Below are 15,256 nucleotides of genomic sequence, written 5' to 3'. Positions count from 1 at the left end.
GGGGGACTGGCCGCCGGAGGGCTGTCCGTGGCCGGGGTGGGGCTGCTGTCCGTACGCGGGCCCGCCGTAGGGCTGCGGGGGCTGGTGCCCGTGGGCCTGCTGCTCTCCGCCGGGAGGGGCGAAACCGGGCTGTGCCTGGGGCTCGCCGTAGGGCTGCTGGGGCGGTTGTCCGTAGCCGGGCTGTCCGTACGGGGGCTGTGCCTGGTCGGGCCGGGGGGCGTAGGGGGGCTGGTCGCCGGAGGGCTGTCCGTGGCCGGGGTGGGGCTGCTGTCCGTACGCGGGCTGGGCCCCCGAGGGCTGTCCGTAAGGGGGCTGTGCCTGGTCGGGCTGCGGGGCGTACGGGGACAGGCCGCCCGACGGCTGCCCGTACCCGGGCTGCTGCGGTCGGCCCTCACCCCGGGGGCCGTACTCCTGCTGCCCGCCGTCCGGCTGCCCGGGCTGCCGGTCCTGGTCGGGGTCCTCCGGGGACGGGGGGTTCGTCGGGGTCTCGCTCATGCTCTTCCTTGGCTCCGCTCATGAGTGGCGGTTCTTGTACTTTCGCTCGTACCGACGACCGCGCGGGGCCGGAGGCGGGCGACCGCGGCGCCGGACACCGGGTGTCCGGACCGCGCCCTGGGCAGAATCCTAGGTCCTGGGGCCGTACCGGCGCGAAAACGGCCCGGTCACGGGTGGGCGCCCCGGCCCGACGACGGGTCCCGGAGCTCGTCCGGATGGGGCCCCGTGACGAAGTCGATGAGCTCCTCCACGCGTCCGAGCAGCGAGGGCTCCAGATCAGCATAGGTACGGACCGATCCGAGGATCCTGCGCCACGCCTCACCGGTCTCCAGCCGCCACCCGAGGGCCTCGACGACGCCCTCCTTCCAGGGGCGCCCGCGCGGAACCTCCGGCCAGGCCCCGATCCCCACGGCGCCCGGCCGCACCGCCTGCCAGACGTCGACGTAGGGGTGGCCGGCGACCAGCACGTGCTCCCCGCGCACCCGCTCGGCGATCCGGCTCTCCTTGGACCCGGGGACCAGGTGGTCGACGAGGACCCCCAGGCGGCGGCCCGGGCCGGGGGAGAAGTCCGCCACGATCGAGGGCAGGTCGTCGACGCCCTCCAGGAACTCGACGGCGATCCCCTCGACGCGGAGGTCGTGGCCCCAGACCTTCTCCACGAGCTCGGCGTCGTGCGCGCCCTCCACGTAGATCCTGCTCTCACGCGCCGTGCGCGCGGCGGCCCCGGGCACCGCCACCGAGCCGGACGCGCTCCGCAGGGGTCCCCGCGGCGCGGGCGCGGGGCGCACCAGGGTCACGGGTCTCCCGTCGAGCAGGAAGGCGGCCGGGCCGAGGTCGAACACCCTGCGGCGCCCCGCGCGGTCCTCCAGGGTCACGCTGGACCTGTCCCACGTCACGACCGCTCCGCAGAAGGCCTCGTCGGCGTCCTCCACGACCAGGTCCCGACTCAGGGCGACCTCGCGCACGGCCCCCTTGCGGGGCAGCCGCCAGTCGCCTGCGAGCACGTCGCGGCCGTAGCGGCCGGTTCCCTTGGTAGCCACGGTCGTGCAGTCTACTGGGGGAGGGTGTCGGTTCATCCGCGCCGTGGCGCACGTCGCCGCTCCGGAGGGAAGATCCGGCGCCTCCTCCGGTGTTACCGCCGAGGGGTAGCCGTCCGGGTTTGCGGCCGGGCATAGAATTAGCACTGAGGACCCCGGAGTGCCAGGAGGTGGCGAGTTGCTGGACGAGCGCAAGCTCGCTGTCCTGCGAGCGGTCGTGGAGGACTTCGTCAACACGAACGAGCCCGTCGGCTCCAGGGCGCTGGCCGACCGGCACAGGCTCGGGGTCTCTCCCGCGACCATCCGCAACGACATGGTCGCGCTGGAGGAGGACGGGTACATCGCCCAGCCCCACACCAGCGCGGGACGCGTGCCCACGGACAAGGGGTACCGGCTCTTCGTCGACCGGCTCTCCTCCGTCAAGCCCCTGTCGGCGCCGGAGCGCCGCGCCATCGAGTCCTTCCTCGCCGGAGCGGTGGACCTGGACGAGATCGTCGCGCGGACCGTGCGGCTCCTCGCGCAGCTCACCCGCCAGGTCGCGATCGTGCAGTACCCGTCGCTGACCCGTTCCTCGGTCCAGCACGTCGAGCTGGTCCCCCTGGGGGGCCAGCGGGTCATGATGGTCGTGATCACCGACACGGGCAGGGTCGAGCAGCGCGTCATCGACGGCCTCGGCGAGGTCAACGGAACCGCGGTCAACGACCTGCGCTCCATGCTCAACCGCGCCATCTCCGGTCTCCACCTCGGAGAGGTGCCCGACGCGGTTGAGGACCTGCCCGCGCAGGTCCCGCCCGAACACCGCCAGATGGCGGTGGCCGTCCTCTCCGTCCTGCTGGAGAGCCTCGTCGAACGGCACGAGGAGAAGATCGTCCTCGCGGGGACGGCCAACCTCGCCGCCGTGGACTTCGCCGCCAGCCTGCGGGACGTCCTGGAGGCGCTGGAAGAGAACATGGTCCTCATCCGTTTGCTGGGTGAGGCGAAGGACCCGTCAATGCTCACGGTGCGCATCGGCGCGGAGAACTTCCACGAGGGTCTCCGGTCCACCTCCATCGTCTCGGCCGACTACGGTGTGGGAAACCAGTCGCTCGCCAAGATCGGTGTCGTGGGGCCCACCCGGATGGACTATCCGGGAACAATGGGAGCGGTACGCGCCGTGGCTCGGTATGTCGGACAGATTTTGGCAGGACAGTAACTCAGTGGCCAGAGACTATTACCAGGTTCTCGGGGTGCGTCGCGACGCGTCCAAGGACGAGATCAAGAAGGCGTACCGGAGGCTCGCGCGCGAGCTCCATCCGGACATCAACCCCGACCCCGCGACCCAGGAGCGCTTCAAGGAGGTGACCCAGGCCTACGAGGTCCTCTCCGACGAGAACAAGCGCCGGATGTTCGACATGGGCCAGGATCCCTACGCTCCCGGCGGTGGCGGCGCGGGAGGCTTCGGCGGCGGGGGCGGGTTCGCCTTCGACGACATCATGAACGCCTTCTTCGGCGGCGGCCAGCCCGGCGGGCGCGGCCCCCGGGAACGGGTCCGGCGCGGGCGCAGCATCAAGATCCGGGTCGAACTGGACCTGGTGGAGACCGCGTTCGGGGTCAGCAAGGAGATCACCTTCCCCACCGCGATCCTGTGCGAGACGTGCCAGGGTGAGGGGACCGCGGCCGGTTCGCACCGCACCACGTGCGAGATGTGCCACGGCCAGGGCGAGGTCTCCCAGGTGACGAGGTCCTTCCTGGGCCAGGTCATGACCTCCCGCCCCTGCCCGCAGTGCTCGGGCCAGGGCTCGGTCATCACCAACCCCTGCGGCGACTGCGCGGGGGAGGGCCGGGTGCGCGAAAAGGTCACCCGTACCGTCAAGATCCCGGCCGGCGTCGACGACGGCACCCGGATCCAGCTCGCCGGAGAGGGTGAGGTCGGCCCCAACGGCGGCCCGCGCGGCGACATCATCCTGGAGATCATCCAGCGTCCCCACCCGACCTTCGAGCGGCGCGGCGACGACCTGCACTGCACGGTGACGGTCCCCATGACGGCCGCCGCGCTGGGCGCGTCCTTCGCCTTCGACACCCTGGACGGGACCGAGAACATCGATCTGCGGCCGGGCACCAACTCCGGCCACGTCATCACCCTGTCCAACAAGGGCGTCACGCACCTGGACGGGGGAGGTCGGGGCGACCTGCGCATCCGCGTCGACGTGGAGACCCCGGGCAAGCTCGACGAGGAGCAGGAGAACCTCCTCCGCAAGTTCGCCGAGCTGCGCGGCGAGGACCAGTCCCCGGGGCGGTTCAGCCCCGGGCACGGCGGCCTCTTCGCCAAGCTCCGCGACGCCTTCGGCGCGAAGTGACACCCCCCGTCTTCCTGGTCGGGACCGCCGCACTGGCGGCCGACCGGGTGACGGTGGACGGCCCCGAGGGGCACCACGCCGCGGTCGTGCGGCGCATCAGGGAGGGCGAGACCGTCGACCTGTCCGACGGTCTCGGCCTGCGTGCCCGGTGCACGGTGTCCGCCGTGGGCAGGGACCACGTCGTCTGCACGGTGGTGGAGCGCCGGGAGGAACCCGCGCCGCGTCCCCGCCTGACCGTGGTCCAGGCGCTGCCCAAGGGCGACCGCGGCGAACTGGCCGTGGAGATGATGACCGAGGCCGGGGTGGACACGATCGTGCCCTGGGCCGCCGAGCGCTCCGTCACCCGCTGGAAGGGCGACCGGGCGGCCAAGGCGCTGGCCAAGTGGCGCGCCACCGCGAGGGAGTCGGCCAAGCAGGCGCGGCGGGGGCGGCTGCCCCTGGTCGAGGACCTCGCGGACCGGTCCGCCGTGGCCGGGCTGCTGGCCGGAGCCGACCTGGGCGTGGTCCTGCACGAGGAGGGGGCCGGACGCCTGGCCGAACTGGACCTGCCCTCGGGCGACGGTCCGGGGATCGTCGTGGTGGTCGGCCCCGAGGGCGGGTTCTCCGACGCCGAGCTCGACGCGTTCACCGCGGCGGGCGCCGTGCGGGCCCTGCTGGGACCGAGCGTGCTGCGCACCTCCACCGCTGGGGTCGCCGCCCTGGCGGTGCTCCAGGCGCGCACCGGGCGCTGGTAGCGGCGAGGGGCACGGGGCCGGGAGCGGGCACACCGCCGACGGAACGACGGAGGCGGCCGGGGGGATCCCCCCGGCCGCCTCCGTCGTCGGACCCGGCGCACCGGGCCCGCGTGTCACTCCCCGGGCACGGCCCGGTTGCTGGTGGCGTCGCCGCCGGTGCTGCCGGAACCGCCGCCGGAGGTCTCCTCACCGCCGCCGCCGGCCCCCTCGTCCCCGCCGCCGGCGCCGGGGGCCTCCCCGCCACCGCCGCTGCCGCTCTCGTCACCGCCGCCGGCCTCGCCGTCGGTCGGCTCCTCGCTCGGGTCGCACTCCTCCTCGGAGGCGGAGGCGCCGCCGTCCTTCTCCTCCGCGGAGGCGCTGGGGGAGGGCGCCGGCCCGTCCGCGGGGGGAGAGCAGGTGGACGCGGTCTCGACGCCCTCCTCGGCCGGGTCCTCGTCCGCGCCGGAGCTGGGTGAGCTCTCGGGGTCCCGAGGCGGCTCCGCCGGCTGCTGCGTGCTCCCCTCGGTGGAGTCGGAGGACGGGTCGGGGGCGGCCACGCCGCCGCCGTCCGCGTCGTGCTCGGGAGGGGCGCCGTGGCGATCGGCCCCCGCCGGGACGAACTCCAGCACCTGGTCGCGGACCTGGGGGCTGGACACGACCACGGAGGCGGCGATCATCACGGCCCCCGCCACCGCCGCCACCGGTCGTAGCCAGGGCAGGCCGAACCAGGTGAAGCCGCGGTTGCGCTCGGCGCGCTCGCGGATCAGGTTCAGGGCCTCCGGAGAGGGCTCCACCGTGCTCGCCTCGGCCATGAGGACCTGGCGCAGCCGGTCCTCGAAGGCGTCGTCGGTCGGATCTGTCGGACCGGTCATGTCGTCTGCTCCAGAACAGAGCGGAGCGAGGAGATGCCACGGGACGTGTGGCTCTTCACCGCGCCCCGGCTGATCCCCATGGCGTCCGCGATCTGAGCCTCTGACAGGTCGCCGTAGTACCGGAGCACGATGGCCTCTCGCTGACGGGTGGGTAGTTTGCGCAGGGCACGGATGACCGCCTCCCGCTCCAACAGGTTCAGGGCGCCGTGCTCGGCACTGGGGGCGTCGGGGAGGGCCTTGGGGGCGTGCTTCTCCACCACCGCCCGGTGGCGGAGCACGGACCGGGCCTTGTTCACCACCGCCTGGCGGAGGTAGGACAGGGCCTTGTTCGGATCGCGCAGCCGGCGCCAGGCGCCGTGCATCGCGACGAACGAGTCCTGAACGACTTCCTCCGCGGTCGCGTGGTCGCGGACGAGAAGGGATGCGAGCCGAACGAGCGGACGGTAGTGCTCCCTGTAGAGCTCCGTCACGGCGTGGTCGGCGTCCCACTCCACCGAGAGCGGGGCCGTGGGGGCTCCGGCCACCATGGTTTCTGTCGTCACGTCAGTTCGACGCACACCCTTGTCGCGGGGTTTACGAAAGGGCATACCTCTTCTTTTCCAGGTAGACGCGCGTTTCATTCCGAACACGTGGGTACCGGGCCGGGGCGGACGTTTCCGACGACCCGACGCGCACGGGTGGAAAGCCTATCGCGCCTGGGACGGAGGCCGTTGCCGAACGGGCTCCCGGACCGCGGCCGGCGGCCTTCCCGGGATGGGCCGTCCGGCGCCGACCTGCGGCATCATGGTCCGGGACAACCCCCAGACGGCGGCCGTTCCGGCGGCCGCGAACACACCACGGAGGTTCGCGATGGCCCATGAGGACTGCCTCTTCTGTAAGATCGTGAAGGGGGAGGTGCCCGCCGAGATCGTCCGGGAGGGCGAGCGGACCCTCGCCTTCCGCGACATCAACCCCCAGGCGCCCACGCACGTGCTGATCGTCCCGCGCGACCACCACCCCGACGCCGCCGCCGCTGCCGCCGCCGGCGCCGGGCTGCTGGACGAGATCGTCCGGGACGCACACGAGGTCGCCGTGGCCGAGGGCGTCGCCGACACCGGGTACCGCCTGGTGTTCAACACCGGCAGCGGGGCCGGGCAGACGGTCTTCCACCTCCACGGCCACCTCCTGGGCGGCCGCGGCCTCAACTGGCCCCCCGGGTAGGGGCCGGTCCCGGGCCCCGGACCGTTCCGGACAGGGCGCGGGCCCGGACCGCCCGGGACCCGCGCCCGGCCGCTGCCGGAACCGGCCCCGTCAGGCCCCGCGCGGCCCCGTCCACAGGCGCCGAATAACCCATCGAGCGGGGCGGGGACGCCTTGGTAGACTCGGGGTGTGGGCTTCCAGAGCCCGGTGGGACTCCTGTGGAACACCGGCGTGGAGCCCCGCCCGGCGCCCCGCACGGTGCCGGGGCCGTCCAGGAGACGCCGCGCCCGTCCAGGCGGGCGGCGCCCGAGCGAAGGGTAGGACAGCGGCCGCAAGGCCACACCATGGCCGAGACAACGCACACGCACCCGCGACGGGACACTCAGGTCAAGGTCGTGGTGCCCGACGAGCACACGATGATCAGCCTGCTGGGCTCGGGGGACGAACTCCTCAGGGCGTTGGAGCGGGCCTTCGAGAGCGACATCCACGTCCGAGGCAACGAGTTCACCATCAGCGGGACCCCCGAGGAGACCGCCGTGGTGGTCCGTCTCGTCGAGGAGCTGATCGAACTCGCCAAGAGCGGCACGCACGTCACCCCCGACACCATCGAGCGCATGGTCCACATGCTGGCGGCGCCCGGTTCGGAGCGGCCCGCGGACGTGCTCACGACCAACATCCTGTCCAACCGCGGCAAGACCATCCGGCCCAAGACGCTCAACCAGAAGCGCTACGTCGACACCATCGACCGCAGCACCGTGGTGTTCGGCATCGGCCCGGCGGGCACCGGCAAGACCTACCTGGCCATGGCCAAGGCGGTCAAGGCGCTCCAGGACAAAGAGGTCAACCGGATCATCCTCACCCGTCCCGCGGTGGAGGCCGGTGAGCGGCTGGGCTTCCTGCCGGGCACGCTCTACGACAAGATCGACCCCTACCTGCGTCCCCTCTACGACGCCCTGCACGACATGCTCGACCCCGATTCCATCCCCAAGCTGATGGCCGCCGGGACGATCGAGGTCGCGCCCCTGGCGTACATGCGGGGCCGGACCCTGAACGACTCCTTCATCATCCTGGACGAGGCGCAGAACACCTCGCCCGAGCAGATGAAGATGTTCCTGACGCGCCTGGGCTTCGGCTCCAGGATCGTGGTCACCGGTGACGTCACCCAGGTGGACCTGCCCGGCGGGCAGGCCAGCGGGCTGCGGACCATCGAGACGATCCTGAGTGACATCGACGACATCGCCTTCTGCCGGCTCACCAGCGAGGACGTCGTCAGGCACAAGCTCGTCGGCAAGATCGTCGACGCCTACGGGCGTTACGACGCCGTCCAGAACGACCGTCAGGGCGACCGCAGGGGGGGCCGCCGCCGCGCCGGGGGCGGCCGCGACCGGGGCCCGTCCCCGCGCGACGAGCCCTCCGACACCCCGACGGACCCGGGGACGGGGAGCACCCGCCCCGGGGAGCGGGCAGACTGAGGTAGTACGGCGTTCGCACCGGTGGGTCCGTGAGCATGCGGGCCCACCGGTTCGGGTGTCCCGGGTGAGGGCCGCAGACGGCGCACCCACCGGCCGGGCGCGCCGCCCGGCCGCGACGATTCCAAGTGAGGCAGCCGCAACCGATGAGTATCGACGTCGCCAACGAGTCCGGCGTCACCGCAGTGGACGAGGAGCGACTCTCCCGCCTGGCCCGGCACGTGCTCGACGCCATGCGCGTCCACCCCCTGGCCGAGCTGTCCGTCGTGCTGGTGGACGAGGGGCCGATGACCGACCTGCACGTGCGGTGGATGGACGAACCGGGCCCCACCGACGTGCTCTCCTTCCCGATGGACGAGCTGCGCCCCGGCGGCCCGGGGCGCACCAGCGAGCCCGGCGTCCTCGGTGACGTGATCATCTGTCCGCAGGTGGCCGAGCGCCAGGCCGAGAAGGCCGGGCACAGCACACAGGCGGAGATCGACCTGCTCTGCACCCACGGCATCCTCCACCTGCTGGGCTACGACCACGCCGAACCGGAGGAGCACAAGGAGATGTTCGGCCTCCAGGGCGAGATCCTCGCCGCCTGGCGTGAGCGGGAGTCCGCCGGGTCCGCGAAGGACGAGAGCTCCTGATGAGACCCCTGATGTGGCCCGACGTCGCCCCCATGACCACGGGGGAGCCCGCCGAGTGGATCACCGCCTTCGTGATCGCGCTGGTGCTGACCGCGGTGGCCGGGTTCCTGGTGGCGGCGGAGGTCGCCATCACGCGAGTCATGTCGGTGGGCCTTCCCGAGGCGACCGGTCCGGAGCGGGCGGCCAGGGCCGACCGCCGCTGGGGCAGGGTCGCCGCCGACCCGACGCGCCACCTCAACGCGCTGCTGTTCCTGCGCGTGGTGTGCGAGGTGTGCGCGGTCATCGCGGCGGCCATGGGGATGGTGTTCCTCCTGGGGCTGGGGTGGCCCGCCCTGCTGCTGACCGCGGTGGCGATGGTCGTCGTGGAATCCGTGCTGATCGCCATAGCACCGCGCATCCTCGGCCGCCAGTTCGCCGGGCAGTTCGCCCGCGCGAGCGCGGCGGTGGTCTACCCGGTCCAGGTCGTGGTGGGTCCGCTCGCCCAGCTCCTGGTGGGCGCGGGGCGCGCGATCACGCCGCGGGGCAAGGGCGACCGCGAGGGGCCGTTCAGCACCGAGGTGGAGCTGCGCCAGCTGGTCGACCTGGCGGAGCAGGGGGAGGTGATCGACGCCGAGGAGCGGCAGATGATCCACTCCGTCTTCAAACTCGACGACACCTCCGTGCGCGAGGTCATGGTGCCCCGCCCCGACATCGTGTTCACGAGCCGCGACGCCGACGCCGACGCGGTCCTCACCCTGGCGCTGGGGAGCGGGTACTCGCGCATCCCCGTGACCGGTGAGGACGAGGACGACGTCGTCGGCATCGTCTACCTCAAGGACCTGGTGGACCAGCTCCGCGACCGCTGGGCGGCGTCCGCGGGCAGTGCCGGGGCGGAGGTGCCGCTCACCGCCGGCGACGTGATGCGCACGGCGTCCTACGTGCCCGACACCAAGCCCATCGACGAGCTGCTCCGCGAGATGCAGCAGCAGCGCAACCACGTCGCGGTGGCCATCGACGAGTACGGCGGAACGGCCGGGCTGGTCACGCTGGAGGACATCGTGGAGGAGATCGTCGGGGAGATCACCGACGAGTACGACCACGAGATCCCGCCGGTGGTCTGGCTGGACGACGGCAGTGTGCGGGTGACGGCCCGCCTGCCCCTGGGCGAGCTCGACGAGCTCTTTCCCGACCAGGACCTCGACGTGCCCGACGTGGAGACCGTCGGCGGACTCGTGGCGTTCGTGCTGGGCCGGGTGCCGGTCGGCGGGGCCCGGGCCGAATACGCTGGACTGAGGCTCACCCTGGAGGGCAAGAGCAGCCGCCGCAACCGGATGACCACGGTCCTGGTGGAGCGACTGCCCGAAGAGGGGGCCGGGGTGCCGGACGACCGGGGCCGCAACGAGGACGTAAGGAGCACGGACCAGTGACGGAGACGACGGGGCTCGGCCCCGAGGACGGCAAGCTCATCACCCTCGCGCGGGCCTCCCGGGCCCGCAACGCGGCGGCGGAGGGCGCTGCGGTGCGCGACGAGACGGGACGCACGTACGTGGCCACGACGGTGTCGCTGCCCTCCCTCCGGCTGACGGCGCTCCAGGCGGCCGTGGCCGCGGCCGCCTCCAGCGAGGCCTCCGCGCTGGAGGCCGCGGTGGTCGTCACCGAGGCCAAGGAACTGACCGAGGACGACCGCGCGGTGGCGGACGACCTGAAGACCCAGGTGGTGGTGATCGCCGCCCCTGACGGGGTGCCCGCGAGCATCACCCGGCGCTGAGAAGGACCCATGAACGACCTCGACCTCGAGAAGCTGCGCGTCCCGCTGCCGGCCCCCTCCCACCCGGAGGGTTTCCGCAGCGGCTTCGCCTGCTTCGTGGGCCGCCCGAACGTGGGCAAGTCCACGCTGATGAACGCGCTGGTCGGGCAGAAGGTGGCGATCACCAGCAACCGGCCGCAGACCACGCGGCGCACGGTGCGCGGTATCGTCCACCGGCCCGGTTCCCAGCTGATCATCGTGGACACCCCGGGCCTGCACAAGCCCCGCACCCTGCTGGGCGAGAGGCTGGACTCGCTGGTGCGGTCCACCCTGGTCGAGGTGGACGTGATCGCCTTCTGCCTGCCCGCGAACGAGCCGATCGGCCGGGGCGACACCTACATCGCCAAGGAGCTGGCGGAACAGCGCAACACCCCGGTGGTCGCCCTGGTCACCAAGACCGACCTGGTCGACAAGGAGGCCGTGGGCAAGCACCTGATGGCGGTGGACGAGCTGGGCGACTGGGCCGACATCGTCCCGGTGTCCGCGCAGGGCGCGTTCCAGCTCGACACCGTCACCGACGTGCTGTCCTCGCACCTGCCGGAGGGGCCGCCGCTGTACCCGGACGGCGACCTGACCGACGAGCCGGACGAGATGCTCGTGGCGGAGCTGGTCCGCGAGGCCGCGCTGGAGGGCGTGCGCGACGAGCTGCCGCACTCCATCGCCGTGGTCGTGGACGAGATGTTCCAGCGGGAGAACACCCGGCCGGGCAAGGAGCTGGTGGACATCTACGCGTCGCTGTACGTGGAGCGCCCCAGCCAGAAGGCCATCGTCATCGGCTCGAAGGGCTCGCGCCTGCGCGACGTGGGCTCACGGGCCCGCAAGCAGATCGAGGGCCTGCTGGGCCAGCGGGTGTTCCTCGACCTGCGGGTGCGTGTGGCCAAGGACTGGCAGCGCGACCCCAAGCAGCTGCGCAAGCTGGGCTTCGACCAGCAGACGTAGCGACCCGTGCGGAAGGGGCGGACCGGCCGGTCCGCCCCTTCCGCCGTTCCCGGGCCGGGTCAGGACTGGTTGTTGAGGTCCGTGGCGAGCATGGTCGCGCAGTGCTGCACGATGGGCGCGGCGCGCTCCACGAACTCCCAGCTGACGCGGGCCTCCGGACCGGAGACGGACACGGCCATGCCCGACGGGGCGCCCGCGACCGGGACCGCGACGCACCGCACCCCGATCTCCTGTTCGCCGTCGTCGATGGCGAACCCCTGGTCGCGGACCCTGTGCAGCTCGGTGACGAACCGCTCGGGCTCGGTGATGGTGCGGTCGGTGGCCGCGGGCATCCCGGTGCGGCGCACCGTGGCCAGGGCCTCCTCGTCGCTCAGCTGGGAGAGCAGGGCCTTGCCCACCCCGGCGGAGTGCGGCAGCACACGGCGGCCGACCTCCGTGAACATGCGCATGGCGTGCGGCGAGGGGACCTGCGCCACGTAGATGACCTTGTCGCCGTCCAGCATGGCCAGGTTCGCGGTCTCCCCGAGGTCCTCCACGAGCTGGGCCAGGTGCGGCCTGGCCCAGGTCCCGAGCATCTGGGAGGCCTTGTCGCCCAGGCCGATGAGCCGGGGGCCGAGCGCGTAGCGGCGGGAGGGGAGCTGGCGCACGTACCCGTTGCCCACCAGGGTGCGGATGATGCGGTGGATGGTCGGGAGCGGGAGGCCGGAGGACTCGGCCAGCTGGCTCAGCGAGGTCTCGCCGCCCGCCTCCGCCATGATCTCCAGCAGGGAGAAGGCGCGGTCGAGCGACTGCACACCACCGGAGCGTTCGCGTTTGCCCGCTTCGTCGGTGACTAGAGAGGTCTGTGGGACTGACAACGGACGCGCTCCCGTGGGCTGTGGCGTGGGTTCAGGCTCTTGCTTCTGCGATACGAAAAAGAGTTCTCGGCATCAGTGTCTTCTATAGCACGGGCGGAACCGGCTGTCCGGGTGTTCTGGGGCCGCTGTGATCCGGGCGGTCCGGACTTCCCCATGGTCTCTCTTGTTCTTCCGGATTGCAAAAGTTAGCATCCACGATAGGAAAAACATCGCTTCGGAGAGGACACACACGTGGAAGAGGACCGGTCCGAAAGCCGTCGCCCGGCGCCCGATCTCGCCCTGGACGTGCTCACCGCGGGGCTGAACGCGCGCCTCGCCGACGCGGACGCCAGGCTCGCCCTCGCCTACCCCGGCTCCTCCGGGGCCCGGCAGCCGGTGCACACCGTGTACGTCCCGGCGGACCGGGTGCGGCCCGGCCTCGCGGCCGAGTGGGGGAAGGACGCCGCGGCCTCGCTGGCCGAGTACGCGCCGACGGCCGCGGACCTGGCGGAGGCGACGGGGACCGACGTGGCCGCCGTGGCCGAGATCCTCCCCCGGCTGGGGGACAAGCTGGCCGCCGAGCCCGTCGAGGACCTGCGCGCCGACCTGGAGGACGGCTACGGGGACCGGGGCGACGAGGCCGAGGACGCCGACGTCGTGTCCGCGGCCCGTGCCCTCTCGGCCGACCTCGCCGCGGGGCAGGCCCCGCCCCACTTCGGCATCCGCATGAAGGGGATGGAGGCCGCCGGGCGGGCCCGAGGCGCCCGCAGTCTCGCCCTCTTCCTGGTCACGCTCATGGAGGAGAACGGGGGGCTCCCCGCCAACCTGGTCCTCACCCTGCCCAAGATCACCTCGGTGGAGCAGGTCGAGGCCATGGTGTGGCTCACCGACGAGCTGGAGGAGCGCCTCGGCCTGGAGGCCGGGAGGCTGCGCTTCGAGCTCCAGATCGAGACCCCCCAGTCGATCCTGCTCCCCGACGGGACCGCCGCGGTCGCCCGCATGATCCACGCCGGGCAGGGGCGGGTCAGCGCCCTCCACTACGGGACCTACGACTACAGCGCCGCGTGCGGGGTCACCGCCGCGTACCAGAGCATGGCGCACCCGGTCGCCGACCACGCCAAGGCCGTCATGCAGGTGGCGGCGGCCGGCACGGGCGTGTGGCTGTCGGACGGGTCCACCAACGTGCTGCCCGTCGGCCCCCCGGAGGAGGTGCGCTCCGCGTGGGGACTGCACGCCTCCCTGGTCCGCCGATCCCTGGAACGCGGGTTCTACCAGGGGTGGGACCTGCACCCGCACCAGCTCGTCACCCGCTACCTGGCCACCTACGCCTTCTACCGGGAGGCCTTCGCCCCCGCCGCCGCCCGCCTGCGCGCCTACCTCGGAGCCGTCGAGGGAGGGGTGCTGGACGAGCCGGCCACCGCCCAGGCCCTCGCCGCGGCCCTGGTCAGCGGGGTGCGCTGCGGGGCACTGGACGAGACCGAGGTGGCCGAGGCGTCCGGGGCCGACACCGCGACCCTGGTCGGACTGGCCACACGACGCGTCGGACAGGAGTAGGGACACATGACGCGACACGATCTCGCCGTACGCGCCCGCAGAGCCGTCACCCCCGAGGGGGAGCGGCCCGTCACCGTCGGGGTGCGCGACGGCCGCGTGGTGGACGTCCTCGTCGGGGACCGGGCGCCGCTGATCGCCCGCAGGGAGATCACCCTCGCCGAGGACGAGGTGCTCCTGCCCGGGCTGGTCGACACCCACGTGCACGTCAACGAACCGGGGCGCACCGAGTGGGAGGGGTTCGCCTCGGCCACCGGGGCCGCCGCCCTGGGCGGCGTCACGACCCTGCTCGACATGCCGCTGAACAGCGTGCCCCCCACCACCACCGTCGCGGGCCTGGACGCCAAGCGGGCCGCGGCCGAGGGCAAGCTCGCCGTGGACGTGGGCTTCTGGGGCGGGGCCGTTCCCGAGAACAGCCGCCCCGGGGACACGAAGGAGCTGACCGCGCTCTGGGAGAGGGGCGTCTTCGGCTTCAAGGCCTTCCTGTCCCCGTCCGGGGTGGACGAGTTCGGCCACCTCTCCCCGGAGGAGCTGCTGACGGCGGCGGAGGCCGTCGGGGAGTTCGGCGGCAGGATCATCGTGCACGCCGAGGACCCGGCCGTGCTGGAGACCGCCCCGCCGGCCTCCGGGCGCGACTACGCGGACTTCCTGGCGTCGCGCCCCGACACCGCCGAGCACGCGGCGATCGCCAGGGTGATCGAGGTGGCGCGGCGCACGGGCACCGGGGCGCACATCCTGCACCTGTCCAGCGCCTCGGCGCTCCCGCTGATCGCGCAGGCCCGGGCGGACGGTGTTCCGCTCACGGTGGAGACCTGCCCGCACTACCTCACCCTGGAGGCCGAGGCGGTGCCCGCCGGGGCCACCCAGTTCAAGTGCTGCCCGCCCATCCGGGACTCCGCCAACAGGGACCTCCTGTGGAGGGCGCTCCGGGACGGGCTGATCGACTGCGTGGTCAGCGACCACTCACCGAGCACCCCCGACCTGAAGGACCTGGACACCGGCGACTTCGGGACCGCCTGGGGAGGGGTCTCGGGGCTCCAGGTGGGCTTCGCCGCCGTGTGGACGGAGGCGCGCCGCCGCGGCGTGGACCTGGCGGACGTGGTGCGCTGGATGTCCTCGGGGCCCGCGCGGGTCGCCGGGGTGCGCAACAAGGGCGCGATCAGGGTGGGCCACGACGCCGACTTCGCGGTCGTCGCCCCCGAGGAGTCCTTCCGGGTGGACGTGCGCGCGCTCCGGCACCGCAACCCGGTGAGCCCCTACGACGGCGCCGACCTCGTGGGGCGCGTGCGGCGCACCGTCCTGCGCGGCGAGGACGTCGGCCCGTCCGGCGCGGCCGGGCGGATGCTGCTCCGGGACTGAGCCGGCCCCCGGGGCCGACGGTCCGAGGGGGCCGCCCCCGTCCCTCCCCGTT

15 protein-coding genes are annotated in these 15,256 nt (G+C 72.9%); 11 read left to right on the top strand and 4 right to left on the bottom strand.

Annotated features, from left to right (window positions below):
• Positions 1-662: 662 nt before the first annotated feature.
• Positions 663-1,535 carry a DUF3097 domain-containing protein gene (locus OUQ99_RS23670; RefSeq protein WP_267945987.1) on the bottom strand — a complete coding sequence of 291 codons (873 nt, stop codon included), beginning with the start codon at positions 1,533-1,535 and terminating at the stop codon, positions 663-665.
• 175 nt (positions 1,536-1,710) lie between these two features.
• On the opposite strand from OUQ99_RS23670, the gene hrcA reads away from it, so the two are divergent.
• The 3 genes from hrcA to OUQ99_RS23655 are packed head-to-tail and all read left to right on the top strand — an operon-like array spanning position 1,711 to position 4,602.
• A complete protein-coding gene (gene hrcA, locus OUQ99_RS23665) occupies positions 1,711-2,724 on the top strand; it encodes a heat-inducible transcriptional repressor HrcA (RefSeq protein WP_267950474.1) in 1,014 nt (337 codons plus the stop codon).
• A 4-nt stretch (positions 2,725-2,728) separates the two neighbouring features.
• Entirely contained in the window at positions 2,729-3,868 is a 1,140-nt protein-coding gene (gene dnaJ, locus OUQ99_RS23660; protein ID WP_267945986.1) for a molecular chaperone DnaJ, read from the top strand.
• Positions 3,865-4,602, top strand: coding sequence for a 16S rRNA (uracil(1498)-N(3))-methyltransferase (locus OUQ99_RS23655; RefSeq protein WP_267945985.1), 738 nt, complete (start codon positions 3,865-3,867; stop codon positions 4,600-4,602). Before dnaJ ends, OUQ99_RS23655 begins: the two co-directional genes overlap by 4 nt.
• Positions 4,603-4,715: 113 nt before the next feature.
• Here OUQ99_RS23655 and OUQ99_RS23650 read toward each other — a convergent pair whose 3' ends face one another.
• Both OUQ99_RS23650 and OUQ99_RS23645 read right to left on the bottom strand, forming a co-directional pair.
• Positions 4,716-5,453 carry a hypothetical protein gene (locus tag OUQ99_RS23650; RefSeq protein WP_267945984.1) on the bottom strand — a complete coding sequence of 246 codons (738 nt, stop codon included), beginning with the start codon at positions 5,451-5,453 and terminating at the stop codon, positions 4,716-4,718.
• On the bottom strand, positions 5,450-5,980 hold the full coding sequence (locus OUQ99_RS23645; protein WP_267950473.1) for a SigE family RNA polymerase sigma factor: 531 nt from the start codon (positions 5,978-5,980) through the stop codon (positions 5,450-5,452). Before OUQ99_RS23645 ends, OUQ99_RS23650 begins: the two co-directional genes overlap by 4 nt.
• Before the next feature lie 322 nt (positions 5,981-6,302).
• Between OUQ99_RS23645 and OUQ99_RS23640 the strand changes: the two genes are divergently transcribed.
• The 6 genes from OUQ99_RS23640 (at position 6,303) to era (ending at position 11,458) form a co-directional block, all read left to right on the top strand.
• Positions 6,303-6,653, top strand: a complete 351-nt coding sequence (locus tag OUQ99_RS23640; RefSeq protein ID WP_267945983.1) for a histidine triad nucleotide-binding protein — start codon at positions 6,303-6,305, stop codon at positions 6,651-6,653.
• A gap of 323 nt (positions 6,654-6,976) precedes the next feature.
• Complete coding sequence (locus OUQ99_RS23635) at positions 6,977-8,104, top strand: PhoH family protein (RefSeq protein WP_267945982.1); 1,128 nt, start codon at positions 6,977-6,979, stop codon at positions 8,102-8,104.
• Between the two features lie 143 nt (positions 8,105-8,247).
• Positions 8,248-8,733 (top strand): rRNA maturation RNase YbeY, encoded by a 486-nt coding sequence (gene ybeY / locus OUQ99_RS23630; RefSeq protein ID WP_267945981.1) that lies wholly within the window; start codon positions 8,248-8,250, stop codon positions 8,731-8,733.
• Positions 8,733-10,139 carry a hemolysin family protein gene (locus tag OUQ99_RS23625; RefSeq protein WP_267945980.1) on the top strand — a complete coding sequence of 469 codons (1,407 nt, stop codon included), beginning with the start codon at positions 8,733-8,735 and terminating at the stop codon, positions 10,137-10,139. Before ybeY ends, OUQ99_RS23625 begins: the two co-directional genes overlap by 1 nt.
• Positions 10,136-10,480, top strand: coding sequence for a cytidine deaminase (locus OUQ99_RS23620; RefSeq protein ID WP_267945979.1), 345 nt, complete (start codon positions 10,136-10,138; stop codon positions 10,478-10,480). Before OUQ99_RS23625 ends, OUQ99_RS23620 begins: the two co-directional genes overlap by 4 nt.
• Positions 10,481-10,489: 9 nt before the next feature.
• Positions 10,490-11,458, top strand: coding sequence for a GTPase Era (gene era / locus OUQ99_RS23615; RefSeq protein WP_267945978.1), 969 nt, complete (start codon positions 10,490-10,492; stop codon positions 11,456-11,458).
• A 59-nt stretch (positions 11,459-11,517) separates the two neighbouring features.
• Here era and OUQ99_RS23610 read toward each other — a convergent pair whose 3' ends face one another.
• Positions 11,518-12,252, bottom strand: coding sequence for an IclR family transcriptional regulator (locus tag OUQ99_RS23610; RefSeq protein WP_267945977.1), 735 nt, complete (start codon positions 12,250-12,252; stop codon positions 11,518-11,520).
• A 294-nt stretch (positions 12,253-12,546) separates the two neighbouring features.
• On the opposite strand from OUQ99_RS23610, the gene OUQ99_RS23605 reads away from it, so the two are divergent.
• Both OUQ99_RS23605 and allB read left to right on the top strand, forming a co-directional pair.
• Positions 12,547-13,848 (top strand): DUF6986 family protein, encoded by a 1,302-nt coding sequence (locus OUQ99_RS23605; protein ID WP_267945976.1) that lies wholly within the window; start codon positions 12,547-12,549, stop codon positions 13,846-13,848.
• 6 nt (positions 13,849-13,854) lie between these two features.
• Positions 13,855-15,204: an allantoinase AllB gene (allB, locus tag OUQ99_RS23600; protein WP_267945975.1), complete on the top strand. Its 1,350-nt coding sequence runs from the start codon at positions 13,855-13,857 to the stop codon at positions 15,202-15,204.
• The last annotated feature ends 52 nt before the right edge of the window (positions 15,205-15,256 follow it).

The sequence above is a fragment of the Streptomonospora nanhaiensis genome, assembly GCF_026642255.1.
GTDB classification, from domain to species: Bacteria; Actinomycetota; Actinomycetes; order Streptosporangiales; family Streptosporangiaceae; genus Nocardiopsis; species Nocardiopsis tropica.
This window is presented reverse-complemented; position numbering and strand designations above follow the sequence as displayed.

Coding starts and splice junctions, on each gene's coding strand:
- OUQ99_RS23625 (WP_267945980.1), top strand. CDS start 8,733: ATGAGACCCCTGATGTGGCCCGACGTCGCCCCCATGACCACGGGGGAG.
- allB (WP_267945975.1), top strand. CDS start 13,855: ATGACGCGACACGATCTCGCCGTACGCGCCCGCAGAGCCGTCACCCCC.
- OUQ99_RS23650 (WP_267945984.1), bottom strand. CDS start 5,453: ATGACCGGTCCGACAGATCCGACCGACGACGCCTTCGAGGACCGGCTG.
- OUQ99_RS23645 (WP_267950473.1), bottom strand. CDS start 5,980: ATGGTGGCCGGAGCCCCCACGGCCCCGCTCTCGGTGGAGTGGGACGCC.
- era (WP_267945978.1), top strand. CDS start 10,490: ATGAACGACCTCGACCTCGAGAAGCTGCGCGTCCCGCTGCCGGCCCCC.
- ybeY (WP_267945981.1), top strand. CDS start 8,248: ATGAGTATCGACGTCGCCAACGAGTCCGGCGTCACCGCAGTGGACGAG.
- OUQ99_RS23635 (WP_267945982.1), top strand. CDS start 6,977: ATGGCCGAGACAACGCACACGCACCCGCGACGGGACACTCAGGTCAAG.
- OUQ99_RS23640 (WP_267945983.1), top strand. CDS start 6,303: ATGGCCCATGAGGACTGCCTCTTCTGTAAGATCGTGAAGGGGGAGGTG.